A 16,043-nucleotide genomic window follows, 5' to 3' on the forward strand; every position below is an offset into this window, starting at 1 on the left:
CGCGGGGGCCGGGGACCGAGCTGATCGGACCCGGCCCCCGCGGCATTTCCCCGCCGGGCGTGTCACCCGTTTCCGCGCTCCCGTGCGTCTGGTCGGTATGAAGCGCGAATCGATGCGGTCGGGGGGCCCGGCCGAGGGCACCCGGCAGGAGGACCCGTTCGACGAGTTCGTCTCGGCGCGGTACCAGGCCCTGCTCCGCGGCGCGTTCCTGATCACGGGGGACGTCCACGACGCCCGGGACCTGCTGCACGACGCCCTGTCCCGGGTGTACGTGCGGCGCGGGGCGATCCGTGAACCGGGCGCGGTCGAGGCGTACGTCCGCCGGGCCATGGTGCGCACCCACGTGTCGAGGTGGCGGCGGACCCGCCGCGAGGTGCTGACGCCGCTGCTGCCGGACTCCCCGGCGGCCGCGGTGGACACCCGGGACGAGGAACTGGAGAGAGCGCTGCGGGCGCTGCCGCCCCGTCAGCGGACGGCGGTGGTGCTCCGGTACTACGCGGACCTGTCGGTGGCGCAGGTGGCCGAGGAGCTCGGCTGCTCGGCGGCGACGGCCAAGACCCACCTGGCCCGCGCGATGAGGACGCTTCGGCAGGAGCTTGCACCAGTGAAGGAGATGGTGGGTCATGACGGCTGAGGAGAGAGGCACCGGATCGGGGGGAGACGGTGCGGACGCGTTCGAGCGGGAGCTGGTGGTCAGGCTCGGCGCACGGGCGGAGGCGGTCGGCGGCAGCCCGCCGCTGGCCCTGCTGCGGGAGGCCGGACGGCGCCGGACCCGGCAGCGGTTCGCGGCGCAGTCGGTCGCGGGGGTCGCCGTGCTGGCGCTGGGCCTCGGGGTGGTGACGCAGCTCGGCGGGGGCGGTGGGGCCGGGGCGGTGGGCCCTGCGGGGCTGAGCCCGACCGGGGTGCGTTCGTCGGACCTCGGCGGCGTGCCGGTGCCGTCGGCGGGCACCGGGCGGCCGTTCTCCGGGCCGCCGCTGGGCTCGCCCTCGTCCTCGGGGCCGGACCACCTGGGGCCGCTGTCGGGCTGTGCGCAGGGGCCGGCCTCGCTGCGGCTGGTGCGCTGGACGGAGATGAACACCCCGACGCCGTCGGACTGGACGCCGCCACCGGCGCGCTCGCCCATCACGTCGCCGGAGCCCTCGTCGAGCACCAGCGGCGGGCAGGTCAACCGCCACGTGGTCGAGGTGCAGTGGGACGTCCGGCAGTTCGTCGCGGCGTCGTACCCGGACCAGTACTTCGGGACCTGCATCGACCTGCTGACCGCCGAGCTGTGGGTGCTGCGGGTGCCGGGGAGCGACCTCGACCAGAAGGTGCTGGAGGCGGTCCCGCACTTCGGGGTGACGATCCACTTCACGGACGTGGCGTCCTCGCGCAGGCACTTCGTGGAGCTGGCGGCCCGGATCAAGGAGACCGACCGGGACTTCTGGGCGGCCAGGGGGGTGACCGTCCAGGAGGTCAGGGTGTCCGAGGACGGGACCGGGGTGTCCGTGTCCACCGACCAGGCCGACGCCGCCCGGGCCGACATGCTGGCCCGCTACGGCGCGGAGGTCATCGAGGTACGACCGGTCCACTGACCGGTACGGGGGAGGGCCCCGCGGCGTGCAGACGCCGCGGGGCCCTGTGACGTCCCGGGGTGCCGGTCAGCCGGTGTTGCGCAGGCCGGCGGCGATGCCGTTGACGGTCAGCAGCAGCGCGCGGGCCCGCAGCGGGTCCTCGTGGCGGCCGGTGGCGGCCTCCTCGCGCTGCCGGCGCAGCAGCGCGACCTGCAGGTAGGAGATCGGGTCGAGGTAGGCGTCGCGGACCGCGAAGGTCTGCTTGAGCACCGGGTTGTGCTCCAGCAGCTCGTTCTCCCCGGTGAGGCGGAGCACCTCGCGCAGGGTCAGGTCGTGCTCGGCCTGGATCTGCTCGAAGACGTGGTGCAGCTCGGCGGGGACCAGCTGCTCGACGTAGTGGCGGGCGATCCGCAGGTCGGTCTTGGCCAGCGTCATGGCGACGTTGGACAGGAAGTTGCGGAAGAAGTGCCACTGGCCGTACATCTCGTCCAGCACGTCGCCCAGGCCCGCCTCGCGGGCGGCGGCCAGGCCGGCGCCGACGCCGTACCAGCCGGGGACGATCTGGCGGGACTGGGTCCAGCCGAACACCCACGGGATGGCCCGCAGGCCGTCCAGCCCGGCGCCGGAGTCGGGGCGGCGGGACGGGCGGGAGCCCAGGTGCAGCGAGGCGAGCTGGTCGACCGGGGTCGCGGCGAAGAAGTACTTCGGCAGGTCGTCCTGCTCGACCAGGGCCCGGTAGGCGGTGTGCGCGGCCTCGGAGACCCGGTCCATGGCGGCGTCCCAGCGGGCCAGCTCCTCGGGGGCCTGGCGCGGGGCGGTGTGCAGCGCGGAGGCGGCCAGCGTGGCGGAGAGGGTCAGTTCGAGGTTCTCCCGGGCCAGCGAGGGCAGCAGGTACTTGTCGGAGATGACCTCGCCCTGCTCGGTGACCTTGATCTCACCCTCCAGGGTGCCCCACGGCTGGGCCAGGATGGCCTCGTGCGAGGGGCCGCCGCCGCGGCCGACGGTGCCGCCGCGGCCGTGGAAGAGGCGCAGCCGGATGCCGTAGCGGTGGGCGACGTCGCGCAGCCGGCGCTGGGCGCGGTGGATCTCCCACTGGGAGGTGGTGATGCCGCCGAACTTCGAGGAGTCGGAGTAGCCGAGCATGACCTCCTGGATGTCGCCGCGCAGCGAGACGAGCAGCCGGTAGGAGGGGTCGGAGAGCATCTCGTCGAGGATCCGGTCGGCCTGCTGGAGCTCGTCGGTGGTCTCCAGCAGCGGCACGATGCCGATCTTGGCGATCCCGGCGTGCAGGTCGATCAGACCGGCCTCGCGGGCCAGCACGGTGGCGGCGAAGACGTCGTCGGCGCCCTGGCACATCGAGATGATGTAGGACTCGACGATCTCGTCGCCGAACCGCTCGAAGCCCTCGCGGATGGTGGTGAAGACACCGAGGGTCTTGGCGCCGGCGGCGTCCAGCGGGGCCGGGGTGGGGGCGAGCGGGCGGCGCGAGCGCAGCTCCTTGGCGAGCAGCCGCTGGCGGTACTCGCGGGGCATGTCGGCGTAGCGCCAGGCCTCCTCGCCGAGCCGGTCGAAGAGCTGGCCGAGCGCGTGGTGGTGGGCCTCGGCGTGCTCGCGCACGTCCATGGTGGCCAGCTGCAGGCCGAACGCCTCGATGGTGCGGATGGCGCGGGCGAGCCGGCCGTCGGCGATCAGCTCGCCGCGGTGGGCGCGCAGCGAGTCCTGGATCAGCCGCAGGTCGGCGACCAGCTCGCGGGTGCCGAGGTAGTCGCGGCCCTCGACGTGCGGGGTGCCGCCGGCCAGGCGCTCGCGGGTGTTCTCCAGCTTGAGCCGGATGCAGGTGGCCTTGAGGCGGTACGGCTCCTCGGCGTTCATCCGCTTGTAGCGCGGGCTCAGCTCGGGCAGCAGGTGGAGGTCGGTGTTGAGCGAGGCGAGCAGCTCGGTGGAGGCGCCGGCCAGCCGCTCCGAGGTGGAGAGGGTGCTGCGCAGGTCGTCGATGGCGGCGAGGGCGTCCTTGATGCCGTACTCGTGCTGGAGGTTGAGGACGTCCCAGGTGACCTGCGGGGTGACGTTGGGGTTGCCGTCGCGGTCGCCGCCGATCCAGGTGCCGAAGGTGAGCGGGCGCACGCCCTCGGGCAGCTCCAGGCCGACCCGGGCGAGCTCCTCGTGCAGCTCCTCCAGGACCTGCGGGACGGCGTCGCGGTAGAGCTCGTCGAGGTAGTAGACGGCGTTGCGGGCCTCGTCGGTGGGCTCCGGGCGGGCGATGCGCAGCTCGTCGGTCTGCCAGAGCAGGTCGATGACCTCGGCGAGCCGGCGGTCGGCCTGGCGGCGCGCGGAGGTGCGCCGCTCCGCGGCCCGGTCGGGGGTGGTGGCCGGGGGGCGGGCGGGAGTGCGGGCCGGGTCGGCCTGGGAGAGGCCGGCGGCGATCTCCTCGCGGTGGATCCGGTCGAGCAGCTCGCCGATCCGGCGGAGCTTGTTCAGGACGCTGCGGCGGGCGGCCTCGGTCGGGTGCGCGGTGAAGACCGGGCGCACGGCGAGGTGGGCCAGGGTGTCCTGGAGGTGCTTGGGGTCGGCGTCGGCCAGCTGGTCGGCGGTCTGGGCGAGCAGCGAGCCCTCGCGGGTGCGGCGGGTGGCGAACTCGCGGCCGCGGTGCACCTGCTCGGTGACGTTGGCGAGGTGGAAGTAGGTGGAGAAGGCGCGCACCAGCTTGGCGGCGGTCTCCAGGTCGATGTCGGAGAGCAGTTCGGCGGTGGCCTCGCCGTCGGTGCGGCTGAGCAGCCGGACCTGTTCGACCAGGCCGAGCAGCTGGGGGCCTTCCTGGCGGACCAGCGTCTCGCCGAGCAGGTCGCCGAGGCGACGGATGTCCGCGCGCAATGCGGCGTTGTCGGCGACCACGGGGGTCGGGTTGTCCGCCTGGCTGGGGACCGGAGCGGTCACGGCTGGCTCCCTCGGGGTGGTGGGGTGTTCGGCAACGGCTCATCGTCACAGGGCTGCCCCGCGTGTGGCGGGTGTGACGCGTGCGGACCGCGCTGTCCGACGCGACCAGCATAGGTGTCGGCCGGGGCGCTGTCCGCGAAGTGGCCGGATGGCGGACACGCATGCCCCGGGACCGTATGTGGTCTGGACCACTTGGAGGGCTCCGGCGGCCGGCCGCGACAGGTTCCCGGCGCGACCCGGTGGGGACGCCCCGGGGGCGCGCCGTAGTCTGTGGGGCATGAGCAAGTCGCCTGGGGAGCGCGCGCGGGACCGGACGTCGTTCTTGTGGTGGCCGCGACGGCGCAGCGCCCTCCTGGACGGCGGGCTCGCCGCCCTGGCGGCGCTGGAGTGCGCCGGCAGCTCGATCGCCTACATCGGCAGCCGGGTCCACCTCGGGGTGACGGGCCAGATCGTGGTCGGGGCGTTCGCCGCGCTGGCCGGCGCCACCCTGGTGGTGCGGCGGCGCTGGCCGGTCGTCCCGGTGGTGGTCGCCCTGCTCGCCATGCCGGCCGTGCCCAGCATGGTGCTGCTGCTGGTGGCGCTGTACACGCTGGCCGAGACCTGGGAGTGGCCCTCGCGCCGCCGGCGGGTGGTGGCGCTCTCCGCGCTCGCCTACGCCGAGACGGCCGGGGTGATCCTGATGTCGATGCTCAACCCCGTCGACGCGGCCGCCGACCAGACGCCGTTCTGGGGCCAGGTGGTGCTGTCGCTGCTGGTGGCGGCCGGCGCGACCGCGGTGCCGGTGGTGACCGGCCTGTACGTCGGCGCGCGGCGGCGGCTGATCGACTCGCTCAAGGACCGCGCGCACGGTCTGGAGACCGAGCTGGACCTGCTGGCCGAGCAGGCCCGGGAGCGCGCCCGCCGGGCCCGGCTGGAGGAGCGCACCCGGATCGCCCGGGAGATGCACGACGTGGTGGCGCACCGGGTCTCGCTGATGGTGGTGCACGCCGGGGCGCTGGAGCGGATCGTCGCCAAGGACCCGGAGAAGGCGGCGCAGAGCGCCAAGCTGATGGGCGAGGTCGGCCGGCAGGCGCTCAACGAGCTGCGGGAGATCCTCGGCGTGCTGCGGATGTCCGAGGAGAACGCGTCGGAGCCGGACTCGCTGGCCGGGCTGCCGCGGCTGGTCGACCAGTCCCGGGCGGCCGGGATGGCCGTCACCCTGACCGTCAGCGGCAGCCGGCAGGAGTTCACCGGTGAGGCCGAGCAGACCGCGTACCGGGTGGTGCAGGAGGGGCTGACCAACGCGCACAAGCACGCAGGCGGCGCCCAGGTGGCGGTGCTGCTCGCCTACGCGCCGAACGGGGTGCGGGTGAGCGTGGTGAACGCCTGCCCGGGCGGCGAGCGGGCCGCCGCCGCGCTGCCCAGCGGCGGCAACGGGCTGGTCGGGATGCGCGAGCGGGTGGTCGCGCTCGGCGGCACCTTCTCGGCGGGACCGGAGCGGGACGGCGGCTTCCGGGTGGAGGCGGTGCTGCCGTCCCGGCTGGCGGTCCGCCAGGACCGGCTGGTCTAGGCCCGCCTGCGGGCCCTCAGACGCTGTCCGCGGTGCGCAGCCGTTCCGGGGCGGTGCCCAGGACCAGCGCGGTGACCGCCTGGTCCACGCCGTGGCCGAGGAACCACTCGCCGGCGTGGTCCAGGCTGTAGACCCGGCCCTCCTCGTCGATCGCCAGCAGCGCCTGCCCGTACGCCTCCTCGCCCAGCGGGGCGATCCGGGTGTCCAGGGCGCGGCCCAGGTCGGCCAGCGTGCGCGGCTGGTGCAGGCCGCACAGCGGGTCGATCAGGAAGGGCGTGCGCGCCAGCTGCCGGCCGGGACCGGACAGGTCGAAGGCGAGGCCGCCGAACTCGGCCCAGGCCTCCACCGCCGCCGGGAACACCGCGTGCTGGACGCCGGCCGGGCTGCCGTGGCCGACCAGGGCGTCGGCCCACTCCTCGGCCTGCCGGATCTGCCAGCGTCCGGGGTGCCAGCCGGCCGCCTTGAGCTCGGCGGCGACGTCGGCCGGGAAGCGCGGGCGGGTCCGCGGCGCGGACCCGCCGAGCGTGGCCGGGGGAGGGGGCGGGGCGGGGGCGGGCGGATTCAGGACGGGCTCCGGTGGCTCGGGGACGGGGGACGGGCGGTGCGCCGGTCAGCCGGCGGCGGGGCCGACCGCGACGACCTGGACGACGAAGTGCTCCAGCAGCGGCGCGCAGGAGCGGCACGGCGGTGCGTGGGTGCCGTGCGCGGGATCGTGCTCCTCGCGGATCCGCAGGGTGGTCAGCCGGGCGCCCTTGAGCGCCTTGCGCGCCTCGTGCAGGCTCATCGGCTTGCGGGCGGCGCGCTTGGAACGGCGGCCGTCCACCTCGGTCAGGTAGCGGGAGAGCAGGACCGCCTCCGGGCAGCGGCCGGTGAAGCGCTCGCGGTGCTCCGGCGGCAGCGCGTCGAGGAAGTCGCCGACCAGCGGGTGCAGCACGGGGCGGCGGTCCGCCTTGTCGCCGGCCAGGGTGTGCACCTCGCCGCCCTTGAGCGAGAGCGCGGCGGCGACGGCGGGCAGCAGGCTGTCGCGGTGGTGGCGCAGCACCGGCGGTACGGCCGGTTCCCCGGTGGTCATGGCGTCGCCCTCCTCGTCGTCCCGCTCGTCGTCCGTCCGTCCGCCTCCCGCCCGGCCTCGCGCCCCGGGCCCGGTGGTGGCACGGCTGTCAGGGGCCAGCCTGTCAAACGACACTGACAACCGCACATCCGGGGTGCGGAGCGCGCAGCCGACCGGCGGGTCGGCACGCGACGTTGGCCGGATCCGCACGGCATCATCACGACTCGTCCCCGGGTTTCCCGAATCCACTCCCGGCCGGGAGCGGCGGCCGGTAGCGTTCCAGCAGCAAGCCAGGGGTCGGCCGGTCCGGTGGGGTTTCCGGGGGGAAGCGGCAACGCCCTTGTTTGCCATGGCCGTTGGGGCCGCCGGGGCCGGGGGGCCCTGACGCCTAGCAAGGGGGGTCTTGCGATGACGGAGACGGAAACCGCCAACGAGGCACCGGGCGAGCACGTACCCACACCGGGCACGCCACCGCAGCCCGCGCCGGCCCACCGGATCGGGATCGCGGTGGTCGGAGCCGGCTACTGGGGCCCGAACCTCGTCCGCAACGCGCAGCAGACACCGGCGCTGCGCCTGCACTGGCTCTGCGACCTGGACGAGGCGAAGTCCCGCCGGGTCCTCGGCGAGTACAGCACCGTCCGCGCCACCACCTCGTTCGAGGAGGTGCTGGCCGACGAACGGGTCGCCGCGGTCGCGGTGGCCACCCCGGCCGCCGCGCACTACCGGCTGGTCCGGGCCGCGCTGGAGGCCGGCAAGCACGTCCTGGTGGAGAAGCCGATCACCACCTCCGCCGCGGAGGCCGCCGAGCTGGTGGCGCTCGCCGAGCAGCGCGGTCTGGTGCTGATGTGCGACCACACCTTCTGCTACACCCCGGTGGTGCGCCGGATCCGCGAGCTCGTGCACGGCGGGGAGATCGGCGACGTCCAGTTCTTCGACTCGGTGCGGATCAACCTCGGGCTGGTCCAGCCGGACGTCGACGTGCTCTGGGACCTCGCCCCGCACGACCTGTCGATCCTGGACTTCGTCCTGCCGCCGGGCGTCGAACCCGTCGGCGTCTCCGCCCAGGGCGCCGACCCGATCGGCGCCGGGCGGGCCTGCGTCGCCTACCTGACCGTGCGGCTGAGCAACGGCGCGCTGGCGCACTGCCACGTCAACTGGCTCTCGCCGACCAAGGTCCGCACCACGCTGATCGGCGGCTCGCGGCGCACCCTGGTCTGGGACGACCTCAACCCGCAGGCCCGGCTCGCGGTGCACGACCGGGGCGTGGACCTCACCCCGCCCGACGAGCTGACCGACGCCATCCGCCACCGGGCGCTCATCTCCTACCGGGTCGGCTCGATGGTCGCGCCCGCCCTGGTCGAGCAGGAGGCGCTGCGCAACGTGATGGCCGAGTTCGCCGCCGCCATCACCGAGGGCCGTGCCCCGCTCACCGACGGCCGGGCCGGCCTGCGGGTGCTCCAGCTGCTGGAGGCGGCCTCGCTCAGCCTCGAACTCGGCGGTGCCACCGTCCCGGTGGGCATCGGCCTCGACTCCGCACTGTCCGAAGCTCAGGAAAGGGCCGCCACCCGGTGAACGCTGTACAGATCGAGGGCTCCCGCTGCCTGGTCACCGGAGGGGCCGGCACCATCGGCTCCACCGTGGTCGACCAGCTGATCGAGGCCGGCGCCCGCGAGGTGGTCGTGCTCGACAACTTCGTCCGCGGCCGGGCGGCCAACCTGGCGTACGCCGGGGAGATCGCCGCCCCCGGGCAGCTGCGCGTGGTGGAGGGCGACATCCGCGACCGCGCCCTGCTGCGCCGGCTGCTCGACCCGGGCACCGACCTGCTCTTCCACCTGGCCGCGATCCGGATCACCCAGTGCGCGAGCGAGCCGCGGCTGGCGCTGGAGGTCATGGTGGACGGCACCTTCGACGTGGTCGAGGCCGCCGCCGAGGTGGGCGTCGGCAAGGTGGTCGCCTCGTCCACCGCCTCGGTCTACGGCCTCGCCGAGGTCTTCCCGACGCCCGAGACCCACCACCCGTACAACAACGACACCCTGTACGGGGCGGCCAAGGTCTTCAACGAGGGCCTGCTGCGCTCCTTCCACGCCATGGCCGGCCTCGACTACGTCGCGCTGCGCTACTTCAACGTGTACGGGCCCCGGATGGACGTGCACGGCCGGTACACCGAGGTGTTCATCCGCTGGATGGAGCGAATAGCCGCCGGACAGCCGCCGCTGATCTTCGGCGACGGCGCCCAGACGATGGACTTCGTCTACACCGAGGACATCGCCCGGGCCAACCTGCTGGCCGCCGCGGCGCCCGTCACCGACCGGGTCTACAACATCGCCAGCGCGAGCGAGGTCTCGCTGCGCGGGCTGGCCGACGCGCTGCTCACCGCGATGGACCGCGGCGACCTGGGCGTCGACCACGGTCCGGCCCGGGGCACCGCCGGCGGCGTGGTCCGGCGGCTGGCGGACATCGGCGCCGCCGAGCGCGACCTCGGGTGGAAGCCCGAGCTGGGCCTCGACGAGGGCCTGCGCCGGCTGGTCGCCTGGTGGCGCGAGCAGTAGCGCCGGCCGCACGCGCATCCCTTCCCGACCACGCCCGCGCCACCCTTCGGAGCACACCTGTGTCCAGCACCCCCGTCCTGCCCAACATCCCGGTCATGGTGCCCTGGCTCGGCGAGGAGGAGGCCGAGGCCGCCGCCGAGGCGGTCCGCTCGGGCTGGGTGGCCCAGGGCCCCCGGGTCGCCGCGTTCGAGCGGGCCTTCGCCGGGCACCTCGGCGTCGAGCACGCCGTCGCGGTCTCCTCCTGCACCACCGCGCTGCACCTGGCGCTGATCGGCGCCGGCGTCGGACCGGGCGACGAGGTGGTCGTCCCCTCGCTGTCCTTCATCGCCACCGCCAACGCCGTCACCTACGTCGGGGCGGTGCCGGTCTTCGCGGACGTCGACCCGGCCACCGGCAACCTCACCGCCGCCACCGTCGGGCCGCTGCTCACCGGGCGGACCAGGGCGGTGATCGCAGTGGACCAGGGCGGGGTGCCGGTCGACCTGGACGGCATCCGGGCCGCCGTCGCCCCGCACGGCGTCACCGTCGTCGAGGACGCCGCCTGCGGGGCCGGCTCGGTGTACCGGGGCCGGCCGGCCGGCGCGGGCGCCGACCTCGCCGCCTACTCCTTCCACCCGCGCAAGCTGCTGACCACCGGCGAGGGCGGCATGGTCACCTGCCGGGACGGTGAACTGGCCGCCCGGCTGCGGCGGCTGCGCGAGCACGGGATGAGCGTCTCGGCGGCCGACCGGCACGCCTCGGCCGGCGGCGCGAGCCTGCTGGAGACCTACGACGAGATCGGCTTCAACCACCGGATGACCGACATCCAGGCCGCCGTCGGCCTGGTGCAGCTGCGCAAACTGCCCGCCATGGTCGCCCGGCGGCGCGAACTCGCCGCCCGCTACCGGGAGCTGCTGGCCGGCACCGGCCTGCGGATGGTCGACGACCCGGAGCACGGCACCACCAACTACCAGTCCTGCTGGGTGCTGCCGCCGGAGGGCGCCCCGGACCGCGCCGAGCTGCTGGCCCGGCTCGCCGGGGCCGGGGTCTCGGCCCGGCGCGGCATCATGGCCGCCCATCTGGAGGCCCCGTACAAGGGGAGCGCCCGGGTGCCGCTGCCCGCCACCGAGCTGCTCACCCGGCGTTCGCTGATCCTGCCGCTGTACCACGCGCTGACCGAGGAGCAGCAGGACCGGGTGGTAGCCGCGCTCCGGGCCGCGCTCGGCTGACCCCGCCGGTACCGAGCCGCCCGCCCGTCCGCCCGTCCGCCCGTCCGTTCGTCAGGTCCGTCACGCCCGCTCGCCACGCTCACCGACCGGCCCAGGGGAGACCACAGGATGACCACCGACCAGCCCGTCCCGCTCGTCGACCTCGCGGCCGCGCACGCCGAGATCGAGGCGGAGGTCCGGGCCGGCTTCGACCGGGTGCTCGCGAGCGGCGGCTTCGTCAAGGGGCCGGAGGTGGCCGGCTTCGAGGAGGAGTACGCGGCCTTCTCCGGCGCCCGGCACTGCGTCGGCGCCGCCAACGGCACCGACGCCCTCGAACTGGCCCTGCGCGCCCTCGACCTGCCGCCCGGCGGCGGCGTGGTGCTGCCCGCCAACACCTTCGTCGCCACCGCCGAGGCCGTCCAGCGGGCCGGCCTGCGCCCGGTGCTGGTCGACGCCGACCCCGAGCACCTGCTGATCGACCCGGCCCGGGTCGCCGAGGTGCTCGCGGACGCCGTCGCGCTGCTGCCCGTCCACCTGAGCGGCCAGCTCGCCCCGATGGCGGCGCTGCTCGGCCTGGCCGGCGAGCGCCCGGTGGTGGAGGACGCCGCGCAGTCCCAGGGCGCCCGGCAGGGTGGCCGGGCCCTGCACGGCCGGATCTCCGCCACCAGCTTCTACCCCGGCAAGAACCTCGGCGCCTACGGCGACGCGGGCGCCGTCGTCACCGACGACGACGGCCTGGCCGCCGCCGTGCGGCTGATCGGCGACCACGGCTCGGCGCGCAAGTACGCGCACGAGCGGTTCGGCTTCAACTCCCGGATGGACGCGCTGCAGGCCGTCGTGCTGCGGGCCAAGCTGCGCCGGCTGCCGGCCTGGAACGAGGCCCGCCGGGCCGCCGCCGCCCGCTACGACCGGCTGCTGGCGGGGCTGGACGGGCTCGCCGGACCGGACGGGGTGGCCGCGCCGCGCACCGCGCCCGGCAACGAGCACGTCTGGCACCTGTACGCGGTCCGGGTCGGCGGCGGCCGCGAGCGGCGGGACGCGCTGCTGGCCGCGCTGAACGCGGCCGGGATCGGCGCGGGCGTGCACTACCCGGTGCCGGTCCACCTGCAGCCGGCCTTCCGCCACCTCGGCCACGGCGAGGGCTCGTTCCCGGTCGCCGAGCGGGCCGCGGGGGAGCTGCTGACGCTGCCGCTGTACCCGCAGATCACCGCCGCGCAGCAGGAGCGGGTGGTGGAGGTGCTGGCCAAGGCGGCGGCGGCCTGAGCCCGCGCGGGCCCCCGGGCACCCGCCGGCCGCGCACCGCCCGCCCGCCGGCCGCGCACGGTGCGCCGGGCGGGGGGCCGCGCCGCGGGCGAACCCCCTACGCTGGTTGCCGACAAGCGCACCGAGAACATGCAGCAGCCAGTGGGGGCTCCCAGATGACGACAGGTCGGCCCGGCGTCGCCGACGCACCGAACGCGGCGTACGCAGGTCAGGTGGTGCAGTTCCCGGACCCGGTCCGTGCGGAGCGGCACCCCGCCGGGGTCAGGGTGGACGAGCACGGCTACCCGGACTTCGGTCCGTACGCCGCCGCGGCGGCCGAGGTCGCCGACCCGCCGGCCGGCTTCGGCGTCGACGAGCTGCGGCTGACCGACTACGTCTCGGCCAACGCCGCGCAGTTCACCCAGGGCCACCCGCTCTGGGCCGACCTGGAGACCGCCGTCGCCACCCCGCCCGGCTGGACCTGGCACCACGCGGTCGGCGGCGCCGCGCCCGGCTGGCGGCGGATGGAGCTGGTCCCGGTCGAGGTCAAGGCCCTGCTGCGGCACCACGGCGGCCTGGCCACCTCCTCCGCCGACCACGGGCGCCGCGGCACCCGGCCGCTCCAGGAGAAGCGCCCGGTGCACTTCTCGCTCGCCAAGGACGGCGGCGACCCGATCGGCGTCACCGAGGACCTCGTGCAGCGGGCCGAGGAGCGGCTGGGCTACCGGCTGCCCGGCGCCTACCGCACCTTCCTCAAGCTCGGCGGCGGCCGCGGCCCGGTCGGCGTGGCGCTGGACCCGGAGCTCGGACTGCTGCTCGACCAGCCGTTCCTGACGCTCACCGAGGAGTACGGCACCGAGGACGTCGTCTACGCCAACAAGTGCCTGCGCGACCACCTCACCAAGGACTACCTGGGCATCGCCTACGCCCAGGGCGGCATCGTGGCGCTGAAGGTGCGCGGCGAGCGGACCGGGTCGGTCTGGTTCTGCCTCTACGACGACGCCCGGGACAGCGGCGCGCCCGAGGCGGCCGAGGACCGGGTCGGGCGGCTGCTGCTGCCCTGCGGGGAGGACTTCGACGCCTTCCTGCTGCGGCTGGCGGGGAGCCCGGCGGAGCTGGAGACGGTCGCCGGGCTGATGGTGGACGGCGGCTTCGCCCGCGCCGTTCCGGTGGGCTGAGATGGCGTCCGCGGTGGTCCGGGCGGGTGCCCGGGCGGTCGTCGAGGGTGTGGAACGAGCGGGGACGATGGGGACAGGGGTGAACCGGGCGTGGTGACGTACGCGCAGGCGCAGGAGCTCGCCGAGGAGTGGATCAACGGCGGGGTGCCGCAGGAGCGGCAGCGCGAGGTGCGGGTCCGGGAGTTCGACCTGGGCTTCGTCTGCTGGGCGGTGCAGCCCGGCGGCGGCGCGGCCGTCGCGGAGGGGGAGGCCCGGCTGGTGATCGCCCGGGACTCCGGCGCGAGCACGCTGTGGCCCGCGCTGCCCGTCAACGAGGTGGTCCGGCAGTACGAGGAGGCCTACGGGCGGCCGGTCGCGGCCAACCCGGCCGGCGCGGCCCGGCCCGCGCCGGGGCCGGTCGAGGCGACGTCCTTCCTGCTCAGCCCGCCGCAGTGGCTGCAGGAGGCCGGTGAGGCGGCGCTCGCCGCCGAGGCGGAGCGGCTGGGGACGGGGGCGCCGGCCGCGCCGGCCGCCGCCGCTGCTCCTGTCGCGCCGCCGGTCGTGCCGCCCGCGCCGCCGGCGGCGCCGGCCGTCGCGCCGCCCGCCGCGCCTCCGGTTCCGGCCGCGCCCGGGGAGACGCCCGTGCCCGCCGTGCTGACCACGCCGCCGGAGTCCGAGCGGCCCGCCGGGGACGCGCCCACCATGCTCGCCCCGCCGCCCGGCCACGACGAGCCGTTCAATCCGCCCGCGCCGCCGGTACCGCCCGCGCCGCAGCCGGGCGCGGAGGCGGCGACCGTGCTGCTGCCGGACGGGCTGCGCACCAACGGCGCCGGACTGCCCGGCAAGCCGCGGGCCGGTTCCGAGGCCGCCACCGTGCTGCTGCCCGAGGGCGGCCTGCCGGGCCTGGCGGGTCTGCCCGGCGCGCCGGGTGGGCCCGGTGGCCCGGGGACGCCGGTGCCTGGTACGCCGGTGCCTGGTACGCCCGTGCCGCCGCAGGGTGCCCCGGTGGAGCCCGCGCCGACGCTGCTGGCCTCGCCGGACGGCCTGCCCGGCCTGGCGGGCCTGCCGGGTGCGCCGGCCGGGCCCGGTGGTCCCGCTGGTCCGGGCACGCCCGCGCCCGGGACGCCCGTGCCGCCGGCCGCGACCGTCGAGCACGCGCCGACCATGCTGGCCTCGCCCGACGGTCTGCCCGGCCTGGCGGGCCTGCCCGGCGCGCCCGCGCCCGGCGCTCCGGTTCCGCCGCCCGCCGACGCGCCGGCCGGCGGGCTCGGCCGCAACCCGGCCTCCGCCCCGCCGCCGCCCCCGCCCGCCGGCCTGCGGGGCCCGTCCGGCCCGGGTGCGGGCTCCGCTCCCGGCGCCCTGGGCCGCAACCCCGCGTCCGCCCCGCCGCCGCCCCCGCCCGCCGGGCTGCGCGGCGGCTCCGGCCCGGCCCCCGCCGGGGGCGGCGGCGTGGCGTACGAGCGCACCCAGCTGGCGGGCGCGGTCGACCCCGCGCTGCTCGGCGGTGCCCCCGCCGACCCGGGCACCCCGCCGTCCGGCGGCCCCGCCGTCCCGCCGCCGCCCGGCGCGGGCGCTCCCGTCGGGGCCCCGGGGGCTGGCTACGGCTACCCGGGCGGCCCCGCTCCCGCCGGCGCTCCGGCGCCCGGCCCGGCGCCCGCCCCGGCCCCGGCCGCCCCGCCGGCGCCCGTCCCCGGGCCGCCGCCGACCGCCCCGGTGCCGCCCGGCGTGCCCGCCGTCGGCCCGGGCTACTTCGCCGCGCTCAGCTACCGGGGCCCGGACGGCTCGGAGCAGAAGCTGCTGCACCGCAGCGAGCCCGGCACCCCGCACCCGGAGTGGAAGATCCTCCAGGACCTGCGGCGGCTCAACGTGCCGCCGGAGCAGGTGCTGGAGCTCTACACCGAGCTGGAGTCCTGCGACCTGCCCGGCGGGTACTGCAACCGGATGATCGCCGCCTCCTGGCCGAACGTCCGGCTCACCCACACCGCCGACTACGGCCGTGACCACCACTCCCGGCAGGCCGGCATGGCCCAGCTGCTCGACCACCTGGACGAGCTGCACCAGCTGGCCTCGGGGCCGCAGCGGGTCCGGCCGCAGCGGGTCCCGCTGCCGGCGCCGGGCACCGTCCCGCCGCTGCCGCCGCTCGCGCCGCAGCAGCTCGCCCAGGAGCTCGGCCAGGCCTTCGGGCCGAACGTGTTCCGCTTCGAGCAGCGCGCGGTGGCCCGCCAGGGCGTGCCCGAGCCGGTGGCGCAGACCCTGATGTGGTCGGGCCTGCCGCGCGAGTACGGACCGTTCTTCTGGGCGCAGGCCCAGGAGGGCCGGCCGATCCCGACGCTCGCCGAGCTGGCCGCCGAGCGCGGTCTGCCGGGCGGCCCGGACTTCGGCGGCTACCTGGTGCTCGGCAACGACTACGGGCGCCAGCTCTGTGTGCAGTACGGCACGGCCCACGTGGTCGCGGTGGACCTGGAAGGAACCGGCGAGCCCCCCCGGTTCGTCAACACGGGTGTACCGGAGTTCGTCCGCTCCCTGGCCCTGCTGGGCCGGATGTGGCGGCTGCGGTACGGGCTGACCCCGGACCAGGCCGGTCGCTGGACGACCGACTTCCAGGCCCAGCTGGCCGCGATCGACCCGGCTGCGCTGCAGTCCGCGGACACCTGGTGGGCCGTGCTGCTGGAGCAGTTCTGGGACGGCCTGCTCTGAGCAGGCCGTGCCGGATCCGCGCAGGTGGCAGGGGGTCGTTCCGGTGCCCGGAACGGCCCCTTCGGCGTACCGGCGCGGCGGTGCCTCGTTGGGGTTTCGTCCACATCCGCGCAAAATAGGTCAA

General features: G+C 76.1%; 12 protein-coding genes. 9 read left to right on the top strand and 3 right to left on the bottom strand.

Going from position 1 to position 16,043, the window contains the following annotated elements:
* The first annotated feature begins 112 nt into the window (after window positions 1-112).
* Both ABT238_RS21405 and ABT238_RS21410 read left to right on the top strand, forming a co-directional pair.
* Entirely contained in the window at window positions 113-634 is a 522-nt protein-coding gene (locus ABT238_RS21405) for a SigE family RNA polymerase sigma factor (RefSeq protein ID WP_350775217.1), read from the top strand.
* On the top strand, window positions 624-1,574 hold the full coding sequence (locus tag ABT238_RS21410; protein WP_350557898.1) for a hypothetical protein: 951 nt from the start codon (window positions 624-626) through the stop codon (window positions 1,572-1,574). The genes ABT238_RS21405 and ABT238_RS21410 overlap by 11 nt, the downstream gene beginning before the upstream one ends.
* Before the next feature lie 66 nt (window positions 1,575-1,640).
* On the opposite strand, the gene ppc is transcribed toward ABT238_RS21410, so the two are convergent.
* Complete coding sequence (gene ppc, locus ABT238_RS21415) at window positions 1,641-4,487, bottom strand: phosphoenolpyruvate carboxylase (RefSeq protein ID WP_350557895.1); 2,847 nt, start codon at window positions 4,485-4,487, stop codon at window positions 1,641-1,643.
* Between the two features lie 277 nt (window positions 4,488-4,764).
* On the opposite strand from ppc, the gene ABT238_RS21420 reads away from it, so the two are divergent.
* Window positions 4,765-6,036 carry a sensor histidine kinase gene (locus ABT238_RS21420; RefSeq protein WP_350557892.1) on the top strand — a complete coding sequence of 424 codons (1,272 nt, stop codon included), beginning with the start codon at window positions 4,765-4,767 and terminating at the stop codon, window positions 6,034-6,036.
* Between the two features lie 16 nt (window positions 6,037-6,052).
* On the opposite strand, the gene ABT238_RS21425 is transcribed toward ABT238_RS21420, so the two are convergent.
* Together ABT238_RS21425 and ABT238_RS21430 are read right to left on the bottom strand one after the other, a co-directional pair.
* Entirely contained in the window at window positions 6,053-6,601 is a 549-nt protein-coding gene (locus ABT238_RS21425) for an SUKH-3 domain-containing protein (RefSeq protein WP_502884105.1), read from the bottom strand.
* 45 nt (window positions 6,602-6,646) lie between these two features.
* Window positions 6,647-7,108: a YwqJ-related putative deaminase gene (locus ABT238_RS21430; protein ID WP_350557888.1), complete on the bottom strand. Its 462-nt coding sequence runs from the start codon at window positions 7,106-7,108 to the stop codon at window positions 6,647-6,649.
* Between the two features lie 387 nt (window positions 7,109-7,495).
* On the opposite strand from ABT238_RS21430, the gene ABT238_RS21435 reads away from it, so the two are divergent.
* The 6 genes from ABT238_RS21435 (at window position 7,496) to ABT238_RS21460 (ending at window position 15,919) form a co-directional block, all read left to right on the top strand.
* Window positions 7,496-8,659 (top strand): Gfo/Idh/MocA family protein, encoded by a 1,164-nt coding sequence (locus tag ABT238_RS21435; protein ID WP_350557885.1) that lies wholly within the window; start codon window positions 7,496-7,498, stop codon window positions 8,657-8,659.
* Window positions 8,656-9,636 carry an NAD-dependent epimerase/dehydratase family protein gene (locus ABT238_RS21440; protein ID WP_350557882.1) on the top strand — a complete coding sequence of 327 codons (981 nt, stop codon included), beginning with the start codon at window positions 8,656-8,658 and terminating at the stop codon, window positions 9,634-9,636. The genes ABT238_RS21435 and ABT238_RS21440 overlap by 4 nt, the downstream gene beginning before the upstream one ends.
* A gap of 59 nt (window positions 9,637-9,695) precedes the next feature.
* Window positions 9,696-10,844: a DegT/DnrJ/EryC1/StrS family aminotransferase gene (locus ABT238_RS21445; protein ID WP_350557879.1), complete on the top strand. Its 1,149-nt coding sequence runs from the start codon at window positions 9,696-9,698 to the stop codon at window positions 10,842-10,844.
* A gap of 108 nt (window positions 10,845-10,952) precedes the next feature.
* Complete coding sequence (locus ABT238_RS21450) at window positions 10,953-12,086, top strand: DegT/DnrJ/EryC1/StrS family aminotransferase (protein WP_350775265.1); 1,134 nt, start codon at window positions 10,953-10,955, stop codon at window positions 12,084-12,086.
* Window positions 12,087-12,241: 155 nt separating this feature from the next.
* Window positions 12,242-13,243, top strand: coding sequence for an SMI1/KNR4 family protein (locus ABT238_RS21455; RefSeq protein ID WP_350557873.1), 1,002 nt, complete (start codon window positions 12,242-12,244; stop codon window positions 13,241-13,243).
* Between the two features lie 90 nt (window positions 13,244-13,333).
* A complete protein-coding gene (locus ABT238_RS21460; protein WP_350775287.1) occupies window positions 13,334-15,919 on the top strand; it encodes an SUKH-4 family immunity protein in 2,586 nt (861 codons plus the stop codon).
* Window positions 15,920-16,043 lie beyond the last annotated feature (124 nt).

The organism is Kitasatospora sp. NPDC001527 (genome assembly GCF_040298605.1).
Classification (GTDB): Bacteria; Actinomycetota; Actinomycetes; order Streptomycetales; family Streptomycetaceae; genus Kitasatospora.

Excerpts from the sequence above, each read along its gene's own strand:
- ABT238_RS21435 (WP_350557885.1), top strand. The coding sequence starts at position 7,496 with ATGACGGAGACGGAAACCGCCAACGAGGCACCGGGCGAGCACGTACCC.
- ABT238_RS21420 (WP_350557892.1), top strand. The coding sequence starts at position 4,765 with ATGAGCAAGTCGCCTGGGGAGCGCGCGCGGGACCGGACGTCGTTCTTG.
- ABT238_RS21405 (WP_350775217.1), top strand. The coding sequence starts at position 113 with ATGCGGTCGGGGGGCCCGGCCGAGGGCACCCGGCAGGAGGACCCGTTC.
- ABT238_RS21455 (WP_350557873.1), top strand. The coding sequence starts at position 12,242 with ATGACGACAGGTCGGCCCGGCGTCGCCGACGCACCGAACGCGGCGTAC.
- ABT238_RS21450 (WP_350775265.1), top strand. The coding sequence starts at position 10,953 with ATGACCACCGACCAGCCCGTCCCGCTCGTCGACCTCGCGGCCGCGCAC.
- ABT238_RS21430 (WP_350557888.1), bottom strand. The coding sequence starts at position 7,108 with ATGACCACCGGGGAACCGGCCGTACCGCCGGTGCTGCGCCACCACCGC.
- ABT238_RS21410 (WP_350557898.1), top strand. The coding sequence starts at position 624 with ATGACGGCTGAGGAGAGAGGCACCGGATCGGGGGGAGACGGTGCGGAC.